20 protein-coding genes and 1 pseudogene are annotated in these 22,025 nt (G+C 61.3%); 10 read left to right on the top strand and 11 right to left on the bottom strand.

Annotation, left to right across the window (positions count from 1 at the left end):
• Positions 1–106: 106 nt before the first annotated feature.
• On the top strand, positions 107–1,471 hold the full coding sequence (locus ACHMXE_RS05660; protein WP_395347213.1) for an RAD55 family ATPase: 1,365 nt from the start codon (positions 107–109) through the stop codon (positions 1,469–1,471).
• 134 nt (positions 1,472–1,605) lie between these two features.
• Entirely contained in the window at positions 1,606–2,052 is a 447-nt protein-coding gene (locus tag ACHMXE_RS05655; RefSeq protein ID WP_203208342.1) for a response regulator, read from the top strand.
• Positions 2,053–2,146: 94 nt separating this feature from the next.
• On the opposite strand, the gene ACHMXE_RS05650 is transcribed toward ACHMXE_RS05655, so the two are convergent.
• From ACHMXE_RS05650 to ACHMXE_RS05635, 4 genes are all read right to left on the bottom strand, one after another.
• A complete protein-coding gene (locus ACHMXE_RS05650) occupies positions 2,147–2,935 on the bottom strand; it encodes a transglutaminase domain-containing protein (protein WP_395347441.1) in 789 nt (262 codons plus the stop codon).
• Positions 2,936–3,477: 542 nt separating this feature from the next.
• Positions 3,478–4,131, bottom strand: coding sequence for a ChrR family anti-sigma-E factor (locus tag ACHMXE_RS05645; RefSeq protein ID WP_395347211.1), 654 nt, complete (start codon positions 4,129–4,131; stop codon positions 3,478–3,480).
• Positions 4,128–4,787: a sigma-70 family RNA polymerase sigma factor gene (locus ACHMXE_RS05640; RefSeq protein ID WP_203208345.1), complete on the bottom strand. Its 660-nt coding sequence runs from the start codon at positions 4,785–4,787 to the stop codon at positions 4,128–4,130. The genes ACHMXE_RS05645 and ACHMXE_RS05640 overlap by 4 nt, the downstream gene beginning before the upstream one ends.
• Positions 4,788–5,274: 487 nt before the next feature.
• A complete protein-coding gene (locus ACHMXE_RS05635) occupies positions 5,275–5,769 on the bottom strand; it encodes a hypothetical protein (RefSeq protein ID WP_395347209.1) in 495 nt (164 codons plus the stop codon).
• Positions 5,770–5,860: 91 nt separating this feature from the next.
• Here ACHMXE_RS05635 and ACHMXE_RS05630 point away from each other — a divergent pair, with 91 nt between their 5' ends.
• A complete protein-coding gene (locus tag ACHMXE_RS05630; RefSeq protein WP_395347207.1) occupies positions 5,861–6,661 on the top strand; it encodes a GGDEF domain-containing protein in 801 nt (266 codons plus the stop codon).
• 247 nt (positions 6,662–6,908) lie between these two features.
• On the opposite strand, the gene ACHMXE_RS05625 is transcribed toward ACHMXE_RS05630, so the two are convergent.
• Positions 6,909–7,496 (bottom strand): lipocalin family protein, encoded by a 588-nt coding sequence (locus ACHMXE_RS05625; protein WP_203208347.1) that lies wholly within the window; start codon positions 7,494–7,496, stop codon positions 6,909–6,911.
• A 386-nt stretch (positions 7,497–7,882) separates the two neighbouring features.
• Here ACHMXE_RS05625 and ACHMXE_RS05620 point away from each other — a divergent pair, with 386 nt between their 5' ends.
• The gene (locus ACHMXE_RS05620; RefSeq protein WP_395347205.1) at positions 7,883–8,185 is read left to right on the top strand and encodes a putative quinol monooxygenase; all 303 of its coding nucleotides are present in this window, start codon (positions 7,883–7,885) and stop codon (positions 8,183–8,185) included.
• A 767-nt stretch (positions 8,186–8,952) separates the two neighbouring features.
• Here the strand turns inward: ACHMXE_RS05620 and ACHMXE_RS05615 are convergent.
• Positions 8,953–9,225: a hypothetical protein gene (locus tag ACHMXE_RS05615; protein ID WP_203208350.1), complete on the bottom strand. Its 273-nt coding sequence runs from the start codon at positions 9,223–9,225 to the stop codon at positions 8,953–8,955.
• A 192-nt stretch (positions 9,226–9,417) separates the two neighbouring features.
• Between ACHMXE_RS05615 and ACHMXE_RS05610 the strand changes: the two genes are divergently transcribed.
• Positions 9,418–9,546 (top strand): hypothetical protein, encoded by a 129-nt coding sequence (locus ACHMXE_RS05610; RefSeq protein ID WP_395347203.1) that lies wholly within the window; start codon positions 9,418–9,420, stop codon positions 9,544–9,546.
• A 275-nt stretch (positions 9,547–9,821) separates the two neighbouring features.
• Here ACHMXE_RS05610 and ACHMXE_RS05605 read toward each other — a convergent pair whose 3' ends face one another.
• From ACHMXE_RS05605 to ACHMXE_RS05595, 3 genes are read right to left on the bottom strand one after another with little or no spacing between them, the layout of a single operon-like run.
• Entirely contained in the window at positions 9,822–10,502 is a 681-nt protein-coding gene (locus tag ACHMXE_RS05605; protein WP_395347201.1) for an SGNH/GDSL hydrolase family protein, read from the bottom strand.
• Positions 10,503–10,557: 55 nt separating this feature from the next.
• Complete coding sequence (locus ACHMXE_RS05600) at positions 10,558–11,520, bottom strand: bifunctional enoyl-CoA hydratase/phosphate acetyltransferase (RefSeq protein ID WP_395347199.1); 963 nt, start codon at positions 11,518–11,520, stop codon at positions 10,558–10,560.
• Positions 11,521–11,554: 34 nt separating this feature from the next.
• A complete protein-coding gene (locus tag ACHMXE_RS05595) occupies positions 11,555–13,234 on the bottom strand; it encodes a Na/Pi cotransporter family protein (RefSeq protein WP_395347196.1) in 1,680 nt (559 codons plus the stop codon).
• A gap of 175 nt (positions 13,235–13,409) precedes the next feature.
• Between ACHMXE_RS05595 and gcvA the strand changes: the two genes are divergently transcribed.
• The 4 genes and pseudogenes from gcvA to ACHMXE_RS05575 all read left to right on the top strand — a co-directional run bounded on the left by gcvA (position 13,410) and on the right by ACHMXE_RS05575 (position 17,941).
• Positions 13,410–14,309 (top strand): transcriptional regulator GcvA, encoded by a 900-nt coding sequence (gene gcvA, locus ACHMXE_RS05590; protein WP_281081822.1) that lies wholly within the window; start codon positions 13,410–13,412, stop codon positions 14,307–14,309.
• A 131-nt stretch (positions 14,310–14,440) separates the two neighbouring features.
• Positions 14,441–15,043 (top strand): phosphohydrolase, encoded by a 603-nt coding sequence (locus tag ACHMXE_RS05585; protein WP_203208355.1) that lies wholly within the window; start codon positions 14,441–14,443, stop codon positions 15,041–15,043.
• Positions 15,044–15,093: 50 nt separating this feature from the next.
• A pseudogene (locus tag ACHMXE_RS05580) lies at positions 15,094–16,697 on the top strand (L-lactate permease).
• A gap of 125 nt (positions 16,698–16,822) precedes the next feature.
• The gene (locus ACHMXE_RS05575) at positions 16,823–17,941 is read left to right on the top strand and encodes an alpha-D-ribose 1-methylphosphonate 5-triphosphate diphosphatase (RefSeq protein ID WP_395347193.1); all 1,119 of its coding nucleotides are present in this window, start codon (positions 16,823–16,825) and stop codon (positions 17,939–17,941) included.
• Between the two features lie 7 nt (positions 17,942–17,948).
• Here the strand turns inward: ACHMXE_RS05575 and ACHMXE_RS05570 are convergent, their stop codons facing one another.
• A complete protein-coding gene (locus ACHMXE_RS05570) occupies positions 17,949–18,710 on the bottom strand; it encodes a glucose 1-dehydrogenase (protein WP_395347191.1) in 762 nt (253 codons plus the stop codon).
• A gap of 63 nt (positions 18,711–18,773) precedes the next feature.
• Positions 18,774–19,979: an MFS transporter gene (locus ACHMXE_RS05565; protein ID WP_395347440.1), complete on the bottom strand. Its 1,206-nt coding sequence runs from the start codon at positions 19,977–19,979 to the stop codon at positions 18,774–18,776.
• Positions 19,980–21,384: 1,405 nt separating this feature from the next.
• Here ACHMXE_RS05565 and ACHMXE_RS05560 point away from each other — a divergent pair.
• Complete coding sequence (locus ACHMXE_RS05560) at positions 21,385–21,615, top strand: hypothetical protein (RefSeq protein ID WP_395347189.1); 231 nt, start codon at positions 21,385–21,387, stop codon at positions 21,613–21,615.
• The last annotated feature ends 410 nt before the right edge of the window (positions 21,616–22,025 follow it).

Below are 22,025 nucleotides of genomic sequence, written 5' to 3'. Positions count from 1 at the left end.
GCAGGTTGAGCGTTGGTGAGTGCTCATTCGCGCGGTCGGCTTTGCAGTTCGCAAGCCGACGGTTGGGCCGTCGGATGGGCGCGGTCGTCTTCCTTGGAGCGTTGACGTGGCGGCCTCTGCCGGCCAAGCGGATGCAAAATGCGCGCTGAGCAGGGCCGCTTCAAAAAAATTTACCCCTCCATTCCCCTTTTTCTCAAGAATGAAAAGACTGTCTACCAGTGTCGAAGGCTTCGACAAGATCCTCAACGGCGGCTTGTTCGAGGGCGGCGTCTATATCCTTGAAGGGCCGCCTGGCGTCGGAAAGACCACGCTGGCCAATCAGATTGCCTACACACTGGCCAAACGAGAGACTCGAACGCTCTACGTCACGATGTTGGCGGAATCTCATTCGCGCATGCTCCAGCACATGGGAGGACAGCTGTTTTTTGACCACCAGGAGGTCAATTCCAAAGTTTTCTACGTGAGCGGTTATCGGGAGCTGGAGCAGGGTGGGTTGAAATCGGTTGTCGCCCTGCTGCAAGGAGAGCTGGCGCGCCATCGCGCGGGTTTGCTGGTCATCGACGGATTGGTTGTCGGCGGTCCGGTCTCCATGTCAGATGACTCGGTGAGACAGTTTGTCCATGAACTGCAAAGCCTAGTTTCTGCGATGTCCTGTACTTGCCTTGTGCTGACAAGCGGCAACGGCAATGCCCTGAGCGCTGAGCAGACGATGGTCGACGGGATCTTCTCGTTTGAGGACCACGCGTTCCACTGGCGCGCCGAGCGCCGCATGCAGGTGCGCAAGTTCCGAGGCAGTCAGGTCATCCGCGGCAAACACACTTTCTGCATCTCCTCAAATGGACTGCAGTTCTTCCCACGGCTTGAAAGCTTGCCAGCGCCTTCGTCAACGGGAATGCTGGGGCCTGCTGCGTCACCGTCGGGGGTGCCAGCGCTGGATGAAGTCCTACGGGCGGGTGGGCTTCTTTCCGGCAGCGCCTCTGTCGTCATTGGGCAAAGTGGGTCCGGTAAAACCACGCTGGCGTTAGCGTTCGCGGCCGCCTCCACTGCTCAGAATCCTGGATTGCTGCTGCCTTGCACCGAGTTGGCAGGTGATTTGCGGCGCATGGGCGCGGAGTTGGGGCTGGCGGTGGCCGAGGCTGCGGACCGCGGGGCATTGACGGTTGAACCGCTTGGTCACGAGGATGAGTCCATGGACGAGATGGGGCACAAGCTCTTGCGAATGGTCGATGAACTCAAGATCCGCCGTTTGGCTGTCGACGGCCTGGCCGGGCTGGCGGACACGCTGGCGTTTTCCGAGCGTGGCTATCGCTTCCTAGGTCGACTGCTGGCAGAGCTCAAGGCCAGAGGAGTCACCTCGATTTTCACTGTCGATCCCGCCGCACTGGCGGTTGCCGCCAATACGCCATTGGCGGAGGGGGGTCGTCGGTTGGTTCGACAATGCTTTCGTTTTTCAATCACCATGCGATGGTGACGGGGACTCGAGTAAGCGCATTCTCTCTATCACGAAGATTCGCGGCGGTCATGCCTCGCGGACGACTGTTGATGTACATCTACCCTTGCTCGATGCAAGCACGCATACGAGCAACTGAATGAAGGTCCGTCCCGATGAAGCTCATTTTGGTTGTCGAGGACGAGTATGGCAACGCGCAAATTCTCCGGCTCTTGCTGGAGACGGAGGGCTATCGCGTGGCCTCCGCTTCGAACGGAAAGGTTGCGCTTGAACTGCTTTCGGGCGAAGCACCTGCCTTGATCATTTCGGACTTCATGATGCCGATCATGAACGGCGGCGAGTTCGGCGAAGCGGTGCGTCGGGATCCCGTGCTTTGTCGGATTCCGTTCATCATGATGAGCGCTACTGACGAAGACGTCGTTCGAAAAATCTTTCGCGGCTACGACGCCTTCTTGGTCAAGCCTTTCGAAATCGACCCCCTCTTGTCACTCGTTCAACGTCTGGTAGCCAATGGCCGTCCTCCCCAGCCCAGCAGTGAAGAGATCAGCGAGTCGATGAGGCACCTCATGCGGGGCATGAAGCTCCCCGGCCGCGAAGAGTAGGCCGCACAGGCATGACCTCACAGATCAGCGCCGCCGCCTAGCGCGTTGTGCTTCAGCATAAGGCGTCCCCTGGGTCGGGGACCCCTGCGCTGCGCTAGGTTGACAGCGCCATCGTGGAGGCCCCAGCTGCCAGCTCATCGACGGTGATCGCCATCTCCGTTACCTCGAGGGGGCCGTAGTTGGAGAGGAACGCGACATCAGCCGCGTCGCGTCCATAGGCCAATACGATTCGACCGCCTCGAGGTTCCGCCTGCGTCGCATCAAACGTGTACCACCGCCCGCCAACGAAAGCCTCGAACCAGGCGTGCATGTCCATCGGCTCAAGTTGATGCAGGTAGCCGACCACCAGGCGAGCAGGAATACGCAAGGCACGGCACAGCCCGATAGCCACATGCGAGAAATCGCGACAGACGCCGGCGCCATCTGCGAGGGTGTCAAGTGCATCGGTAGATCCGTCGCTCACTCCATACCGGTACTCCAGGTGCTCGTGGATCCAGCGTCGAATGGCTTCGACCTGGGCGTAGCCCGATTTGGTGTCCCCGGCGATCTGGAGCGCACGGTCCTCCATCTTGTCAGAGGGGCAGTAGCGGCTTTGAAGCAAATATTGGAGTGTGTCCGAGGGCAGGTCGCGCACCGCCACCGCCTCGGCATCAGGTGCGACGGCAATCGCGGCTTCGGCTTCCATGATCATCTCGACCTCTATGCGCATGTCGCCTTTCGGTACAGTCAGGCGCTGACACAGGTTGCCGAACACGTCAACGTATTCCGTGGTTGTGACCCACGGGTGAAGTTCGTAGCGTTCGCTGACCATCCACTGCGCATCGCCACTGCGCGGACGAAGCATTGCGACGACAGGACAGTCGCTACTTACTCGCACTCTCATCTTGCATGTGGCGTGAAGTCGCATATTTCGTTCTCCGTGGAGATTGGCTGTGGAAGCGGCCGCCGGAATCTGGCTTCGCGTGTAACCCTCGCATATCGCCGATTCTGTCGGTTGCGGCCGAGTTATCGAGTTGCTACCAACGTTTGCACCCGGAAAGTTTGGACATGTTGGTTATAAACCTTACGCGCTTCTCAAGGTACGCGTTGCAAGAGCAAAAGCCATGCCCTTCCGGGGAAAACCTCCGCGAATCCTGCGATTGCTAGGGGCTGATGCGACGGACTGGGTGCTGCCCGAGGATTTCTCTCACTCGAGACGCTGGAAATGCATGGATGCGAAAAAGACGTGCACCCGTCAGAAGTCAGGACCCATCAGAGAGCTGCTTGAGATCCCCGCTCGAGCGTACCTCAAGGGTTGAGGCCTTCGCCAGCATGGGAGGTCATTTGGCTTAGAGAAAACAATGCAAGAAGGGAAGCAAAAAAGTCGAGATCTTTTTGCCTTCTGCCACTTGTCAACGCCAAGAGGCGCCGGAGCTCACATCCCGATCAAGCTGGCCATCGCGCGTGCAATCGGGCTATCAAATTGCATCTTGCCCTCGACTGCGGCAAAGCAGATGCAGTCGGCCCCGTTGGCGACAGTCGGCAATGATGGATGCTCTGATCCGCGGCATCAAAGTCACCTGCGCCGAATACCTCACGCCCATCGGCAAAGGCGCCGTGGAGCACCTGGGTGAGCTCGGTGCCTTTGTGGGTATGAAATGGCAGGTTGCGACCCGAGCCGATGCGTAACAAGAAAAGCTTCGCATCCGGGTGCGCAGGAAGACGAAGTCGGCTCCACCGCATGCCAGGAGCGAGAAACCTCCAGGGGGTTGACGTGCAGGCCTCGAGCGCGCGAGGCCACGCCATGCCGGCGGGCAACGAAGGACGATCGCCCCGATCGAAGGTGCGTGATGCTGCTGTTGGGTGAGTCGATGCCGGCCGATCGATCGTCGCGAGTGTTCGTGCCAGCGCTTGCGCGGACAGGGATGCAGGCGGCAGGTCCTCGAGTGTGACCCCACCGACCGCTTCAAAGAGTCCAAGCCGCTCCTGGCACTGAACGCAGGTTTCTATGTGAGTGCGAACTACGAGCGACGTGCCGATAGAGAGCGTTCCCGCGGCGAGTGATAGCAACAGGTCGTCAGCGGGATGATGGCGGATCATGGTTGCATTCCTTCAAGCAACTCGCGCAAACGCGCAAGCGCCCTTCGAATGCGCGACTTCACAGTGCCCAAGGGAAGCCCAAGCTCTTGCGCAATCTCTGGATGGGGGTGATCTTTGAAAAAAGACAGGCTCAGCAGGTGCTTTTGCTCTGGAGAGAGCTGCGCCATGGCCAGTCGTACGCGTACTGCATTCTGGCCAGTCCACACACCGTCTTCCAGAGCCGGACCCGGGTCAACCAACTGCGTCGCCAGATCCTCCTCGTCTGGGACCAAGGGGACGTTGTCTCGTCGCAAAGAATCCACCCGAAGATTCCTTGCGATCGCGAAGATCCATGTAGACAACGCCGCTCGCTTCGGGTCGAAGAGCTTGGCCTTTCGCCAAAGGCTCACCATCGTCTCTTGCGCCAGCTCCTCGGCCGACGTCTCCGAAGACCCACAAAGCATCATGTAAGACTTGACCCTCGGTGCAAAATGCTTGAAGAGCGCCGCGAAAGCCTGCCGATTGTTGGCGGCTGCGACTGCCTCCACCCACTCATTGAGTTGCTCACTGGTTGGCACTGCACCTCGTCGCTGCGTTTTGGGCACGCTAGACAGCCAGGGCAGCTTGGACACCCCCGGGTCGGGTTCGGGCACGACGAGTTCTTGAACGGCGCTCATGCCTCCCTTACGCGGCTTGGGCTCACTTGGATCATAGAATGGCCCGGGTTGCAGGCGAAAACTGTAACAATCGACTAGAGCGAGACCATCTCGGTGACGCGACTGCTCTTGAAGGTACCGAGCAAGCAGAGTTCAACCTCGCTGCATGCGGCATCCGCGGCATGACAGCTGTATCTTTGCGGGCGTTGCACCGAGCGCGTATCGCGTGCTGGCATGGACGCCGACTTCTACATCGCGAGGCGGCGGGTGCCTAGCAGGCCGTTGCTAACGTCGAATGCCGCTGGGAATCTGGGAAGATTTGGCGTTGCGCCCCTGGCGGCCCTCTGCTTGGAACTCTCAATGTCGTCTCTTGAAGCCCCTCCTGACGCACTGCTGCAGGCGTTGTTGCTCCATGGCGGATGCGCCGTGTGCTGTTACGACGACCAGAATCGCGTTACTGGTTGGAATGCACTCTATACAGAGTTCTTTCCGGAAGTCGCTTCATGGATCAAGGTGGGAACAACGTTCGAGGAAACGTTGGAGGCGTTTCTGCGCTTACAGCATCCAGCGTCGACGCCTGAGCAGATGGTCCAGGCGACGAAAAATCGGCATGTTTAGGCACCTGAACGAGCGCGGGCCCATCCAATATCAGCGGGCTGACGGCCGATGGCTCGAGCTTCGCATGTTCTCGCTGCCAGAAGGTGGGCGCTTCAAGATTTGGCGAGACATCAGTACTCAAATCGCGCCAGGCACAGATAGCGAACTGCTGCATCGACTGATAGCGGCAGTCAATGTGGGCATCACGGTCCATGATGCCCATGGAGACCTGCGCTATGTGAATACGAGATTTTTTTCGGAACACTTTCTCAGTCTGATTCGAGGAGTTCCGGAAATTCAACGGAGAGTAAATCAAGGAAGCTACTGGAAGAAGTTCCAGGAGATTTTCGAACGCGACGCTGAGTTCGAAGAATTGTGTCTGAGTGAGGCTGAAGGTCCGTTGCATCGCCCAGTGACACTTCAGGCTCGTTCGGGGTCGCTTCTATCGTATTCAAGAACAATGGTGGGAAGATGAATTGGTCAGCATCTGGACTGATGTGACCGACGTGATTTCCCGGAAGAGAGCACTGCAACAGGCGCACTCTGAGCTTTCAGCGCTAAATCGCCAGTTGGTTGAGCTATCGGAAACGGATTCACTGACAGGGCTGGCCAATAGAAGACGATTTGGAGTACAGCTCGAACGTGCGCAGCAAGCAGTCATCGAAGGTTCCCACGGGGCGGTCGCAATATTTGACCTTGACTTCTTCAAGGCCGTCAACGATCGCTATGGGCATGATGCGGGAGACGTCGTACTTGTCGAGGCCGCAAGAATGCTCCAAGCTCATCAAAGTAACGACGTCTGTGTCGCCAGGCTTGGTGGAGAGGAGTTCGCAATGGTGTTTCGCGGCATGGAAGTTGCCGATGTTCTCGCGATTTGCGAGGACCTGCGTCGCGCGTTCTCGCAAGGCCACTTCAGTATCGGAGCACAGCGTTTGCGTGTCACCGTCTCGGTTGGGGTTGCGCTATTGAGAGAATCTCGGAGTCAGTCAGTTTCGTTGAAAAAAGCAGATGATTCGCTATGGAAAGCAAAGTCCGCTGGTCGCGACTGTGTCATGTTTGAGTCGAGATGGCCTCATGTCCGTGACGGAGTCGACGATCTTCAAGTTTTCACGAATCTCCGGGTCGATGATGAGCCCCTTACGCCGGAAGCCTTGCGTGAGAAGTATGCGCTGCCGGCCAATCAGCATCCAGGTTTCACTCGGTCCCAGTGGCAAGAAGCCGTGCAGCGCAGAGAAACCGTAGACGACTATTGGGGATGGGTCAGCTACAAGATTGAAGCGCGAAGCCAAGACCATTGAGTTGCATGCATCGTTCCCGTGTAGTTGCGAGGGTCGGACGGTGCGATCTGTCGATCTTTGTTTGAGCGCTTTGATTGAATGCGGCTGGTCGCCTTGGCTTGACGCTCAGATGGCTATGTCCCCACGTGCTAAACGTCCGGGGTTGGCCAAGGCTGTACGTTCATCGAGCTGGCAAGTCCAGTCGGTGAGGGCGATTTGGGCTTCGTGCCGTGAGCGTAGATTGTTGCCGGCCGGGCCTCCCGAGGCGCTAAGGCCTTGCACGCGCCCCGGGCGTCTCCGGCCAGCGCTGCGGCACACGGCGCAGGTTGTCCACTGAATAGCCCAGCTCCTTCAGACGCGCCACCGCGTTCTGGTAGGACGTTTCGGAGATCTGCGGCGTGCGTGCCATGATCCAAGCGTAGTCGCGGTCGCTGCGCCCGATGATGGTCAGCTGGTAGTCGCTGTCGATGTCGACGATCACGTACTCGGCCTTGATCGGCCAGATGAACTGCATGCCCCAGACCGCATTGTTGGTCCCGGGCACTACAGTGGCCACGGGATTCATCGTCTTGAGCTCGCCGTCGAAAGCACCTTCACGATAGCGGAACTGGGTGGCGATCCTGCCGTCGGCCTGCAGCGTGTACGACTCGACCGCGTTGAAGGCGTTGCGCTCGGGACGCGTCGGGATGTTCCCGATGACATACCAGTCGCCAACGAAGCGCTGCAGGTCGACCTGTGGCACCGGCCGAATCTTGGTATTCGGTGACACAGCGCAGCCGGCAACGAACAGCGTGGCGAGCAGGGCTGCGGAAAGTAGGATGGTCGGCTGGACCAGCCGCGACGAGAGGCGGTGCATAGGGGCGACTCCGGAAATTTTGTACAAATTACGGTTGGGTGCGCGCCAGATACGTCGGACGGCACCCCGCGCGGTTGCAAGCCCGCTCAGCGCATCGGGCTCCCACGCTCCTCCACCCCAGGGACGACTCCAGTGTCTTGCTTCGCCGGAGGTCGTCGCAAGGGGAAAGCTCCCAGAGAATGAGGCCAGCAGTGGAAGCTGCCTTGCGGGGAAAGCGGCTCGCGCTGGGGGGCACGCACGGCTATCGATAGCCTGACGATCGCGGCTTTCGATGCCGCGAAGCTGACATGGAAGAAAGATAGTTCGCGACATGGCCAATGAAATGGCGCAGACTCCTCTGCCCAACACGACCAGTACCGGTCGCGTTTAACGAAAGAAAGGCTTTTATGGTCACAGTCGCGTTATTCGTTCGCCTGGAAGCGAAGCCCGGGAAGGAGAAGGAGGTCGAAGATTTTCTCGTGGGTGGCCTCCCTCTCGTCATGGAAGAGCCCGCCACTACCGCTTGGTTTGGCATTCGCCTTGGGCCAACAACCTTCGGGATCTTCGACGCCTTTCCGGATGAAGCAGGCCGCCAAGCCCATCTTTCCGGCAAGGTTGCGGCGGCTTTGATGGCACACGCAGGTGAGCTCTTCTCCGAACCGCCGTCCATTCAGAGTGTGGACGTGCTTGCGGCAAAGTTGCCCGGCTGAACCTATCGGAAATCGATCGCCGAGAGACTTTCTCCGCGCACCACACGCTGAGCCGTCGCGCACAGGAATGTTGTGGCGCATGGCCCGTATCGGCAAACAATTGGCCGTGATGGTCGTTCCCGCCTCCTGGCTTGGACTGAGTGCGCACGCAGTCGCTTCGCGCAGGAGCGTACCTGAGCGGCTTTATGTACAGTTACCGCGCATCAATACGGATCATCGCAAGACGCGCCATGGTGGCGGGTAGGAAAGGTCTCGGCCAAACCTACGTTATTCACCGCAAAAAATGGAATTTGGGGTTTCGAACGATCAGTGCATTGTCGTTCCGGCACGGCAGGCTTTCATGGTGAAAGAAGAGGGGGAGCCCATCCTTCTGGCGATCGCAAAGTCAGGTGTCGGCAGCCCTGCGCGCTGCAGGCCCGTCAGCAACACTGGTATGGCGGCGGAGCAGGATATCTGTCTGCTCATGCGAAAAGGCGAATTTCGACTACAGATAGGGTCTTCTGTAGCGACTAGAAGTCTCTTTATGCCTACGCCAAAAGCAAAGATCGATCGGGTGCAGCGGTTGTCCGCTGAGGAACGTCTGAGCCAGCCCTCACCAGAAGAATGGCTGCAGCGCCTGGACGAAACTTGGCTCCGTCCAGGGCTCTTGCTGCGACCGAGCGATTTTCCCCGCGCCACGGCTGCGCGGGATTTTGCCGTCGAGAGGCGTCAGTCGTCCGCCGACTAAGCCGCAAGCCTGAGGAGTGGTCCCCAGGTGCCCGCTTGCGCTACAGCTCCGAGACGAGACGCACATCCTGTGCTGGGTCCTGATGGAGTATCAGCGCCCAAGTCAACTCAAACCCTCGTAGCGCTTTATCGGGGAGCAAACTCGCTTCGAGGTGTGCTTGCGAAAACTGTCGCTGCTGCACAAGCTCCTTAGCGAGAAGGGTCGGATGCGGATGCGCCTTGATCAAAGCGCGTAAAGCCGCGGTCAGCGCGATCTCTGTTCCAAGAACGTTGGCCGCCGACGCGTTTTCTGTTGCCTCTTCCGGTGTGGTCATTGTGTGCCTCCCTTGCGGGTTCCGTGTTGAGGAGCTCCCACTCTACTGCAAGAGGGCCCACTTGGTGAACACCACAGAGACGGCGCATCTTCTTGCGTCTGAGCTGACGGAGACAGTCTGGCCTGTGGTATCCACTCGTGCAGTGATGCAGAACGCGAGACCGCCAGATGCAAGACAAGCAGCCGATCCTGCATGACGCGTTTCGACAGCAATTTCATGCTGCGCCTGCCCTTGTTGTTCGTGATCCGTGATGCTGCGAGGGCAGCCGTGGAATCCATGCGACATCCCATGTCGCTGGTGAACCGCGATCATCTTCCGTGAGCGCCGAAGTCGCTGGGCAATGTCAAGAGGCTCAAGCTCGAATTGTCTAGGAGGTCTTCGTCTCGCCGGCTCTTGAATGCTCGCGTTTGGGGCTCTGGACTTACACACACCCTCGTTTGACCGCATCACGCGGTGATGCGCGATTCCCTTTGAAGGATCGGCTCACGGGGTCGAGATGCGTCTTGGCGTTGCGACAACTCGGCTTGCCCGCGACTGCGGACCCACGCTTTTCAGGGGGCGCTTCGCTCGCCGGGCCGGTTGCTAAGGGCAACTTCTCATTTCGCGTGCAACATGGAATCAGATATGTTTTTTGATCGAACGATCAGCCCGTGCACAACCAACGCGGCCGCCTTGCCGATAACGTCGTGTTGGTTGGCGTCAAGATGAATTCCGTCGATGTCACTGCGGCTCGTGATCGGGTTCAGGTCAAAGAAGTGAACAGATTTCGCCACCGCCATCTCTGCCAGCGCCGCGGCGAAGCCGTTGCTTCGCTCGACCGCACCTTCGAACTTTTTCTCGTTGGTGCCCTTCGGCTGAACGATCTCCGGCGGTGCCACGATCAGGATGCGAGGCTGCGGCATGCCGGGTTCCAACGGGGCATGGCGTACGATTTCAACCAGCTTTCCGACGCCGGAGGCGGCTGCCCAGGCCCTGATGCCGAAGGGGGCCTGGAAGTCGTTGGTTCCCAGCTGAATAATCACTAACTCCAGCGGGGCGCACATCTCGATCACCTCGCCGAGCCCTGCCGCGCCATTTCGCCCTGGGCGAAATGGATCGTCCCAGATCGTTTTCCGGCCGGGAAGGCAGTTCTCGACGACTCGGATCTCCCGCAAACCGGCGCTGTGAAGTGCGGCTTCCAGAACACCCGGCCACCGTTGATCGAAGGCGTAACGATTGCGGGTGCCGGGGACCATGCCCCAACTCATGCTGTCCCCGTACACAAGGATTTGCTTCATGGCCTGACCGTTTCTGTCAAAGGGTGTTGCTTCACGAGCATGGGCGCCCAGTCCATCAGGACGTGCATTCGTCGCGCAGCAGCACGCTTGCCAACGCCGCCGAGTACACCTTGGACTCGAGACTGTCCGTGCGGCTGGTGAGGACCACAGGCTTTTTCGTTCCCAGCACGACGCCGGCACAAGACGCACCAGCCATGTAAACGAGCGACTTGTAGAGGGCGTTGCCAGCTTCGAGGTTTGGCATCAGAAGAATGTCTGCTCTGCCGGCGACGGATGAGTCGATGCCCTTGGCGCTCGCAGATGCGATGGACACCGCGTTGTCGAAGGCAAGCGGACCATCCACAGCCGCATCGATGATCTGACCACGCTGCGCCATCTTCGCGATGGCTGCGGCATCGAGCGTGCTCGGAGCACCCGGTAAGACCGATTCGGTGAAGGAGACAACAGCCGCTCTTGGCCGGACAACGCCGAGCGCTCTTGCCAAATGAATGGCATGTTCAAGAATTTCCACCTTCTCGCCCAAGGTCGGTGCCACGTTCACGACGCAGTCGGAGATGATCAGCGGCGATGGGCGGCCCGGCACTTGCAGCACGAAGGCATGAGAAATACGCCGCTGCGTGCGCAGCCCGTCAATGCGCGCGACCACCGCGCGCATCAGTTCATCGGTGTGGAGTGAGCCCTTCATCAACATGTCGAGGCTTCCGGCGGCCGCATGCTTGCACGCTGTCTGAGCAGCCGACGCAGCGTCGGCGCCGGTGTCGATCAACTCAAATCGCTCCAGATCGGTGCCTTCGCGCGCCCCGAGCTCGAGCAGACGATCGCGCGGGCCGAACAAGCTCACATCGGCGATGTCTTCTTCGGTCAGCCGATAGCCTGTCTGGAGCGCGGCTGCGTCGCAGGGAAACACCATGGCGATCTTCCGCCGGCCGCATTGACGGGCGGTCGCGAGCAGGCCGTCGAGAAAAGTGCTGCTGCTTTGCCCGGCGACGCAGGCAGGCGATGAGTTGGGGGCGGTCATAGAGTGCGATGTTGAAGAGGGCTGGGCGTGCCGGTCAGGCGACGGGTTCCTGTGCGGAGGTGGCCGGCAGTGCGCTCGAATGACGCAGCCGTGTCTTTGTCAAGGCGCCGGCTGTCTCCAGGATCGGGTACGCGATGGAGCAGATGAGGGAGTTGATGCGCTTGAGATCGCTGATGAGGTCAAGGTGCAGAGAGCTTGTCTCGATGCTTTGGCTCGTCTGCATCTGGAGACGTGCAAGATGGTTGGCGGCATACGCGTGTTCCAGCTCGCGGAACCGGGCCTTCTCCTCAAGCAGCGCTCTCGCATCGTGCACCTGGCCGTCCAGGAAAACGCTCATCGCCAGCCTCAGGTTGGCAATCAATCGCGAGTGCAGATCCGCGATTTCTCCCATCCCGGCATCCGAGAAGCGGCTGGCCTTGCGGATCTGCTTGTCCTCGAGGTCTTGGATCACATGCTCGATGAGGTCACCAACCTGTTCCATGTGGATGGTGAACGAGACAATGTTCGACCAGCGGCGTCCTTCTTTCTCCGGCAACGCATCGCGAGGGATCTGCGTGAGGTAAAACTTGATCGACGAGCAGATTTCGTCGACGCGGTCGTCCATCTTGCGCAACTGCTCGGCCAGCGTGAGGTCGGCGTTGCGAAGCACCGGGAGGATGCCGGTGAGCATGGCTTCAACCAGATCCGCTTGGTGCAGGGCCTCGCGAGCCGCACAGCTGATCGCGAGGGAAGGGGTCGCCAGGGCGCCAGGATCGAGATGTCGCGGGCGGATCTCGCCGACCGGCGTGGCAGGGGTGGGTAGCAGCGTTTCGACGACCTTCGCCATCGGTCCCGTCAGCCCAATCAGAAGCACGGCCCGCGTGAGGTTGAACCCCAGGTGAAAGGCAATCACCTGGGTATGCAAGCTCGAGAAGTTCTGTTGCAGCAGATGCTCGATCTGGGGGAGCATGACCACGGCCAGGGCGCATCCGAGCAGCTTGAACAGCAGGCTGCCGAGCGGAAGCCGCATGCGGATCGCACGCGGTCCCGAGCTGGTGAGCAGTGCCAGAATTCCGCTGCCGATGTTCGCGCCCAACACGAGGCACATTGCCATCGATATCGGCAGGACGCCCGAAGCCGTCAAAGTCGCGGTCAGGAGCACAAAGGCGAGACTTGAATAGGTCGCCATCGTCAGCAGGGCACCGACGACGATCTCCAGAAAAACATCGTCGGGCAGTGCGAGCACCAGGCTGCGAAACGTTGCAGAGGCGAGCAGGGGCTGGGTCGCGCTGACGATCAGCTGCAGCCCGAGCGTGATCAGACCGAAGCCAATCAGCACATGCCCCACGCGGGCGCGCTTTCGCTTCTCTGAGCCGGTGGCGAGCACGACCCCCGCGAGCACGAGCAGCGGTGAAAGCCAGGACAGGTCGAAGGAGAAGACCACCGCCATCAGGCTGGTGCCCACCTCCGCGCCGAGCATCACGGCCAATCCGGCGGGCAGGCCGACCAGGCCGCTGCCGACGAACGATGAAATGAGTACCGCGGTGGCCGTGCTCGACTGGACGATGCCTGTCACCGTCACGCCTGCGAACATCGCCAGGAAGCGATTTTTCAGGCTGCGCGAGAGAACATCGCGCAGGTTGGCGCCAAAGAGTTGAATGACGCCGGTGCGCACGATCCCCGTGCCCCACACGAGCAGAGCGATCGCAGCGAGAAGGTTGAGCAAGTGGATCATCGAGGTGACACGACGCAGGGCGTCGGGCCGGCGAGAGGCGCAGTGAAGGAGGCCGCGATTGTGGGTTTCGGTGGGCCTCAGGATCAATCGACCATTGCTCACACGCCGGGTGAGTTTTTATGCAGACCAACGGATGTATGCTTTTTGATCGTCCTCCTCAGTTCCGATGCATGCCATGCGAGCCCTTCCTCCGCTGAATTCCATCAAGGCCTTCGACGCGGCCGCGCGCCACCTCAGCTTCACGAAGGCTGGCGATGAGCTGTGCGTGACGCATGGCGCGATCAGCCGGCAGATCCAGGTGCTCGAACAATGGCTGGGCACCGCCTTGTTCCTGCGGCTGCCGCGCGGGCTGCAGCTCACGGCCGATGGCATGCGCTTTCACACCGAGGTCAATGCCATGCTGAACAGCCTGGCCGCTGTGGCTGACCAGATCCGACGGCCGCAGACGACCCGCATCATCCGCGTGCAGTCCTTGCCGACGTTCACGATGCGTTGGCTCATCCCCCGGTTGCCGGATTTCCAGAGAAGGTATCCCGATGTCGAGATCCGGCTGTCGATTGCGGCCGACGCCATGCCGCCGCGCGTCAACGACTTCGAAGTGTTCCTGACCGGCGGCCCGGAAAGCCATCATGGCTTTCGTTCGGGGCGATTCCTCGATGAGCAACGGATCGCCGTCGCGGCGCCGGAGTTGTTGCTGCGTTCACCGATCCAGCAGCCCAGTGACCTGAAGCAGCATGTGCTGCTTCACACCAGCAGCCTGCCGGCGCTTTGGTCCAACTGGTTTTCGGCCGTGGGCAGCCAGACGATCCAATGCCGCAGCGAACTGACCTTCGAGCACCTTTACCTGTCCATCCAGGCCGCCGTCAACGCCGTGGGCGTTGCCATCGGTCCGACGGCCTTGGTGGCCGATGACATCGACGAAGGGCGGCTGCAGTACGTCATGCCGCAGTACGCGCTGCCGGCCAGGAGCTACTTTTGGTACTGCCCGGAGCGGACCAAGGGTGACGCCGCGGTGGAGGCCTTCTGTGCCTGGCTCGTGGATGTCGGCAACACGGGCCCAGTGGTTGCGAGCTAGCTGGAACCAAGCCGGGTCCAGGGGCGAGTTCAGAAAAACTCACAGGCCTGTCTCAACTTAAATCGATTGATACCAGACGGCTCCGAAAAATAGCATCGCTCGTTTCATACACCTGAGAACAAGGAGCGAGCATGGCTTTGGAGCTTGAAGATATTCGGGCGTTATTCGACGCGTACGGCTCACGGGCATACGGCAAGGAAGCGGTCACGCAACTGGAGCACGCACTGCAGACGGCCCATCTGGGCGAATCCGAAGGCGCCGAGCAGGAACTGATCGTCGCGGCATTCCTGCACGACCTGGGGCATCTGATCGGTTTGAGCAAGCACCATGAAGAAGGGGCGCCGAGTTCGGACGACGGATCGCCTTTTGGAACGGGTGACGACCTGCACCAGTACGTGGCGCTGCCGTTCTTGCGCCCCGTTCTCCCAAGCGCAGTGGTCGATCCCATCGGTCTGCACGTCGAGGCCAAGCGCTGTCTGTGCGCGATCGATCCGACATACCGCGCGAAGCTCAGCCCGCTGTCCATTCACACGCTGAAACTGCAGGGCGGCATCTACACGAAGGAGGAGGCAGATGCCTTCCAGCATCGCCCCTTCGCCCTCGACGCCATGCGGCTGCGCCGCTGGGATGACGCGGCCAAGGTGCCCGGCGTCAAGACGCCGCCGTTCGAGCACTACTTTTCCATGCTCTCGCAAATCTACGCGCAGCACCGCGAAACGCGCGCGGCGCACTGAACAAGAACCAAAAAGCAAGCTCGCGCGAGCGCGCGAGTGCAGGAGACAAGATGTTTCATCAATTGACGATGCCGATCGGCGGCGCACTGCTGCCCACCTTCATCGTGGCGGCACTTCCGATCACGACCGTGCTGCTGATGCTCGGCGTGCTACGGCGACCTGGCTGGCAGGCGGGTCTTGCGGGCCTGGGCGTAGGTCTGGCCGTTGCGGTCTACGGCTGGCAGTTTCCAGTCGGCATGGCCTTCAACGCCGTGGCCCTCGGCGCAGTGTTGGCGGTGTGGCCCGTGATGTGGGTCGTGGTCGCGGCGATCTTTTTGTTCAACATGACCATACGAGCGGGACGGCTCGACGCCTTTCGTGTTTGGGTGCTGGACAACGTGCCCAACGATCGACGGGTTGTGCTCCTGGTGGTGGGTTTCCTCTTCGGCTCGCTCTTGGAGGCCGTGGCGGGGACTGGTACGCCCATTGCCATCACCTCCGCTTTGCTCGTCACGCTCGGCTTTCCGGTGCTCGATGCGCTGGTATTCATGCTGATCTTCGATACGGTTCCGGTCGCGTTTGGCGCCATGGGCCTGCCGATCACGGTTCTGGCTGCCGTCACCGGGCTGCCTGCCGCGGAACTGGGCCAGATGGCAGGGCGCCAGCTCCCCTTTTTCGCGTTCCTGCTGCCCTTCTATGTGCTGACGATCTACAGCGGCGTGAAAGGCTTGCGCGCCGTCTGGCCGCTTGCACTCGTGGCGGGGGGAAAAGCTTCGCGATCACCCAGTTCCTTGCCGCCAACTTCTTGAGCTATGCGATCTGTGACGTGCTGGCCGCGATCGTGGCGATCGTGGTGACGATGACTTTCCTGCGCTACTGGAAGCCGGCGCCCGATGCTCACTACCATGTCAACATCGACCGGGCGAGCATTGCCCGAACGAGCGTGACAGGTCGGCAAAGCTGGTATCCGTGGCTGATCGTTGCAGTGATTGCCGTGGGATGGACCGTCGCGAATCTCGGAAAAATCGGGGAAGTCTCGATCCCCTGGCCCGGGCTCGACAAGGCGGTGTACATCACTGTCTACCAGAAGGCGTATCCGGCGGTGTGGAGCTTCCAGCCGCTGACGACCGGTACGGCGGTGCTGGTTGCTGCGTTGGTCTCCGCAGTCGTCATGCGCTTGTCAGTCAAGGACTTCTTCGGCGCTGCGAAGGACACCTTTCGGCAAACAGCGGTGCCCGTGGCCACAGTCGCCATGATCATCGGTCTGGCCTACCTGATGAACTATTCTGGGATGACGTACAGCCTGGGCCTGGGCATCGTGGCGGTGGGTCCATGGTTCCCCTTCGTGTCGGCCTTCCTTGGGTGGATCGCGGTGTTCCTTACCGGCAGCGATACCTCCGGCAATGCCCTGTTCGGCAATATGCAGGTGGTGGCGGCGAACCAGCTGGGGCTCAGCCCCACGCTGATGGCAGCCACGAACTCGACCGGGGGCGTCTTCGGCAAGATGATCTCCCCGCAGAGCATCGCGTGCGGTGTTGCAACCACAGGGATGCATGGCAAAGAGGGGGCCATCGTCGCGCGCACGTTCAAGCACAGCATCTTTCTGACCCTTTTGCTGGGCGTGTTGGTGTGGCTGCAACAAAACCATCTTCACTGGATGATCCCTGGTCACTGACTCCCCGCACGACGACGTGATGCGCCTGGTGCTGCCCCGCCTCGCTTGCGGAGCTCGGGTAGCATCGCCGCATGTTGCGCGCGTCCCACACCGATCCTCCCCTGGCTGGCATTCGAGGGGCGCGCGTGCTCACGCCCGAAGGCTTGGCGCCGGCCTCCTTCGCTGTGGACGAAACGCTGCTGCACGGGGCTGCGTCGTCCGATGCGTTCCTGGATGCGGGCGACCTGCTCGTCCTGCCTGGCATCGTTGACATCCATGGCGATGCCTTCGAGCGGGCACTCAGGCCCCGGGCAGGCGTTCAAGTGCCGCACGCGACGGCACTCACGGATGTGGACGCCCAGCTGCTGGCCAACGGCATCACGACGGCCTATCACGGCGTGACCATTTCGTGGGAAGGCGGGCTGCGCGGCTTGGCCGTTGCCGAGCAAATGCTTCACGCCTTGCAGAAGCGCGGCGTTCGATGGGGCGCCGACCACCGATTTCACTTGCGACTGGAAGCCAGATTCGTGGAGGGTTGGGCTGCCGCAAGTCGATGGATCGAAGCTGGCCATGTTCACTTCCTGTCCATCAATGACCATTGGCCGCAGCTGGCGGCCAAGCTGGACGATCCCGTGCATCTCGCCCGGTACGCGGAGCGCGCGGAATGCGATGTGCAGACCTTTGTTCAGCGCGTTGAGGCGGCCAGTCAGACAGTGCCCGAGGCGCCGGGGTTGGCACAGCTCGTGGCACAGGCCAGGCGAGCCGGGCTGAGCGTCGCGTCGCATGACGATCCGGATGCGGCGCAGCGGCGACGTCTGAGCCTCTGGGGCTGCAATGTGGCCGAGTTTCCGCTGAGCGAGGATGCGGCGAGAGAAGCGAGGGTGGCGGGTGACCTCATCGTGTTCGGCGCGCCCAATGTGCTGCGCGGTGGCAGTCACGTGGGGGCGCCACGAGCCGAGGACATGGTCCGCAAGGGCCTGTGCGATGTACTGACGTCAGACTACTACTATCCGTCGCCGCTGCTCGCCGCATTCGACCTCGCACGCCGAGAGGTGCTTTCGTTCCCCGAGGCATGGAGCATGGTCTCACACCATGCCGCGACGGCGGTGGGGTTGACGGACCGCGGGCGCTTGGAGACAGGGCAGCGGGCAGATTTTGTGCTGGTGGATGACGCGGTTCCCGGGCAGCCGCGTGTCGTCGCGAGCGTGGTGGCGGGAGCATTGCGCTTCGCGCTGCGTGCCTTCGAAACTGGCACGCTGCGTTGAACAACCGCTACTTGCCGCCCGTCACGTCGAGGAAGGTGCCGGTGACGAAAGAGGCCTCGGCGCTGGCCAGCCACAGGATCGCTCGCGCCACTTCTTCGGGCTGGCCGCCTCGGCCCATCGGGATCGAGTCCTTGACACGATCCACTCTGCCGGGCTCGCCGCCACTGGCATGCATCTGCGTGTAGATATGACCCGGGCGAACGCAGTTGACGCGGATGCCCTCGCGAGCGACCTCCTTGGCGAATCCGGTCGTGAAGGTTTCGAGCGCACCCTTCGATGCGGCGTAGTCGACATATTCGTTGGGACTGCCGAGCCGCGCGGCTGCCGACGAGACATTGATCACCGCTCCCCCTCGCGCGTTGTGGCGGCTGGACATGCGCTTGATCGCTTGCTGTGCGCAAAGGATCGGGCCGATGGCGTTGACTGCAAAGATGCGGTGCATCCGCTCGAAGTCGAGATCTTCCAGTCGACATTGCTTTTGCAAGATGGCGGCGTTGTTCACGAGCACATCGAGGCGTCCGAACGTCCGGTCGAGCTCCGCGAACAGACGAGCGACTTGCGCGGGATCTGCGCTATCAGCTCGCACTGCCAACCCTTGCCGGCCCGTGGCTCGCACGTCCGCGATGACGGTATCGGCAGCCGGTTCGTCTGAGAGATAGCTGATCACCACGTCATAGCCTTGCGCGGCTGCGAGACGCGCTGTGGCCGCACCGACGCCGCGGCTGCCGCCTGTGATCAAGATGACGGGTGCCTGAGAAGCATTTTCCATGGGTTGAAGGTCCAGAGAGTGAGAAGAAGGCCGGATGTTCTGGCTCGTGGTCGAGTGGGGCCATCAGACCGCCTGGTCGGTGAGCGACAAACGCGCGCGCAACGCCAACGCCAATGGGACCACGGCGATGGCAGTCAGCGCCGTCGCGCATGTAGCCCACTGGATGCCGACCCGATCCCCCAGAAGACCGTACACCACCGGAGAAATCGCGCTCGAGCCGATGGTGCCTGTGTAGAAGAGCGCAAAGGCACGTTCGTCATTTCCCCCGGGTGCCAGTTCGGGTACCGTGCCGTACAGCACGGAAGAGGTTCCGTTCATGAGCGCGCCCAGCAACGGCAGCAAGACCAGCGCGGGAACCAGGGGACACAGCATCACCGATAGGATGCACACCGCAGTTCCGCATTCGGTGGCGAGCACGGTACCGATGACGCCCATGCGCTGGCCGAGCCAGCCGCAGATGAACTTCCCGGCGGCGCCGCCGATGAAGACCATCGCCAGGGCTGTGCCCAGCATCGGCGTCGATATGCCCTTGCCTTTGAGCAGGAACGGCAAGAAGGTCAGCAGCCCCATGCGCACGGCGCTGTCCAGCACACCGATCGCCAGAAGGAGCCGAAAGCCGGTGGCTGACGGATTCTTTTCATCGGCGCCTTCAACGTCTTCGATCGCCGGGTCGCGAGGTGTTGACGGAAGCCAAAGTGCCAGGCCTGCAGCGACCAATCCACCGACGATGGACATGGCCCACAGTGCATGACGCCACGGCATCATGGTGGCCAGCAGCGAGATCGCCGCGGGCAGGGCGGCCTTGCCCAGATCTCCGGCAAAGTTGTAGATACCGAGGGGCCCGCGGGCGTTGCGCCCATAGGCGCGCGACACGGCACCCGAAGCCAATGGATGCTGGGTGCTCGAACCGCTGCCCGACAGGGCCAAAGCGACGCACAAGCCAAGCAGACCACCGGACAGGCCCGCCGCCGCATAGCCCAGTGCGGCGAGCAGCGTCCCGAGCGCCAGCGTGGCACGGCTTCCGATCCAGCTGGCCAGACGACCTGCAGAGAGCTGGAACACAGCCATCGTCCCAGTGTAGACGCCCCGCACCAACGCCAGCGAGGCATAGCCGAGTTGGAACTCCGCCTGCCAGATCGGCAGCAGCGCATAAATCATGTCGCCGTAGCCGTCATGGAGTGCATGTGCAGCACAGGTTGTCCATAACACGCGGGTGCGGTTGCTGGATGCCTTTTTTGCCTCAGTTGGCTGCGAGACAGCGGTCGGCATCGTCATGGCGCGATGCTAGGGTGGGCCGCCGACAGCTGCCATCGATGATATGTCACACGTGCGGCGAGAAAAACTCACACCACAAAAGCAGCAAGGACGCTCACGTGGCGGCCACTCTGAACGCTGGAACGCGAAGACCTGCAGCGAATGGCCGCAATTCCATAGCGGCATGCGGCCCCCGGCAGCGCGGGCGCAGCGACTTCAGGGGCAGTCTCGCTGACTGCTGTGTAAACGCCATCGGGATCGGGCGTGTTTTCTCTTCGTCCTGCTCTGTGAAGCGCGCCATCTGCCGCGAGTTCGAAGTCACTTTGAGCGGCCGAGAGCGTCGGGCCTCGACTCGCCCTCGTCGCTGGTGGCCGACCGGGTCAGAGGAACGTGCTGATCAACGCCATCAGGGCGATCGCTGCGATGTACACCGCCATCAGTGGTTGGAAGCGATGACCATCCCAAAAGCTGCGCTCGACGTGGCGATCAGGGGGCCGCGCAGCCTCGGCGCCGCCTTGCCCGACTACTGAATCCGGAGCCTCGATGGGGTGCCGAGCGATCAGCGCCCGGAACCCGGTGCCCCTGCACGCGCTACAGACGACCAACCCTTCCGCAAAGCATGAGGGGCAGGGAATCTCGTCCCCGTCGTATGTGCGGTAAAGCCCGTCCCCGCGACAGCTCCGGCAGTCCACGAGGCCATCAGTGCATAAGGAACAGGGAACAGAGGCATGGGAATCGTTCTTGAGAGGGCGAGCGGCTTCAGGAGGCATGAATTTCCAACATTTGGAACACACCATACGTGCTTGAGGCCGAGCCGGATCAGATTTTTCGGACCCAGCTACACCTTCTGCTCACATTGATCGTCGCTATCGGGAGCCCTCCGTGTGCGGAGTCGATCAAGCACAAAAGCGGCGCGCAGCCGACGATGATCCAAAAACTCGTCGCGAAAAGACAACCTCGGCATCATCGTTGTCGGGCACGTCAAGCACCTCACAGAATCGCTTGCGTTGGATCACTGTCCTGGTCGGTGGCCGCCTCGCGCCGGACGATGCCGGCGGCAGTGATGTTGCCTTGCCGATGGTCGGGGCATGGTCTATGACGGAGCATGGCACGCGCCTGTCAGTGCGGCTTGAGGTAACGGCTGCTTCGCGATGGGGCCGCGGCAGCCGATCGCGAGATCCGAAAGGGGGACGTTCGAGTAAAGTTGCTCTGCCCGCCCGCATCAGCGAACTGTCATGCTTAAGCCATTTCCTCCAACCATCTGCCCCGTGACCCTGTGCAAGCGTGAGTTAACAGTGCGTCATTTCTTCGGCAATTGCTTGACCTTTGCCGGCGCGGCGAGCGCGTGACGTGTCGGCCGGATGCCCCAAGCCGCCGTCGGCCGTGGCTGCAGTCGCTGGCAGCTCTCGCCGTCGCGACCTTGATCGGCTGGGGTTGCCTGATGGGAGCGACCGAAGTGGTGGAAAGCCTGCGCACGGGGGTGCTCAACAACCGCAAAGGACCTGACGTCCTTGCAGCCGAGCAGCCTGTACTCTATTGGGCTCTGATCGGCTTCTACACGGCGGCGACGCTGACCGCAGCTGGCTTGGCACTCTTGGTACTGACCGTTGCCGTGCGCGATCTGATCAGCGCAAGAGGCCCTGATCGATGAATGCTTGGTTAGCGCGACTGGCGACTGGCGACTGGCGACTGGCGACTGGCGACTGGCGACTGTTGACCTGCGGCCGGTGGTGACGCGCCCATCGTGGGTTGTCCGCCCGGCGCAGTTCTCCTGACTCCACGCACAGACGCCTGCGTGGCGGCGCCGAAGGGCCGCTCCTGGCCGACCGTAGGTCATCGCGGACTTGCTGGGAACGCGCCAGTCTTGCCGGCATCTCCCATACGCGTTGTCAACGTATGCCGACCCTTTCCAAGCCATTGGCGAGCCACCGACCTCTCACCTTTGGGACAAGCTTGGTCGCCTCACCCCCGAAGGAACCTGTTTCCGTATAGCGGCTTGACGACTTCGGATCCAACCAAGATCGTGACAGCACGAACTTTCGGCCGACGAGTCGGGAGCCG

The sequence above is a fragment of the Variovorax sp. UC122_21 genome (genome assembly GCF_044056785.1).
Classification (GTDB): Bacteria; Pseudomonadota; Gammaproteobacteria; order Burkholderiales; family Burkholderiaceae_C; genus Variovorax.
The sequence above is the reverse complement of the archived record's forward strand: the minus strand, read 5'-3'. Positions and strand labels throughout refer to the sequence as shown.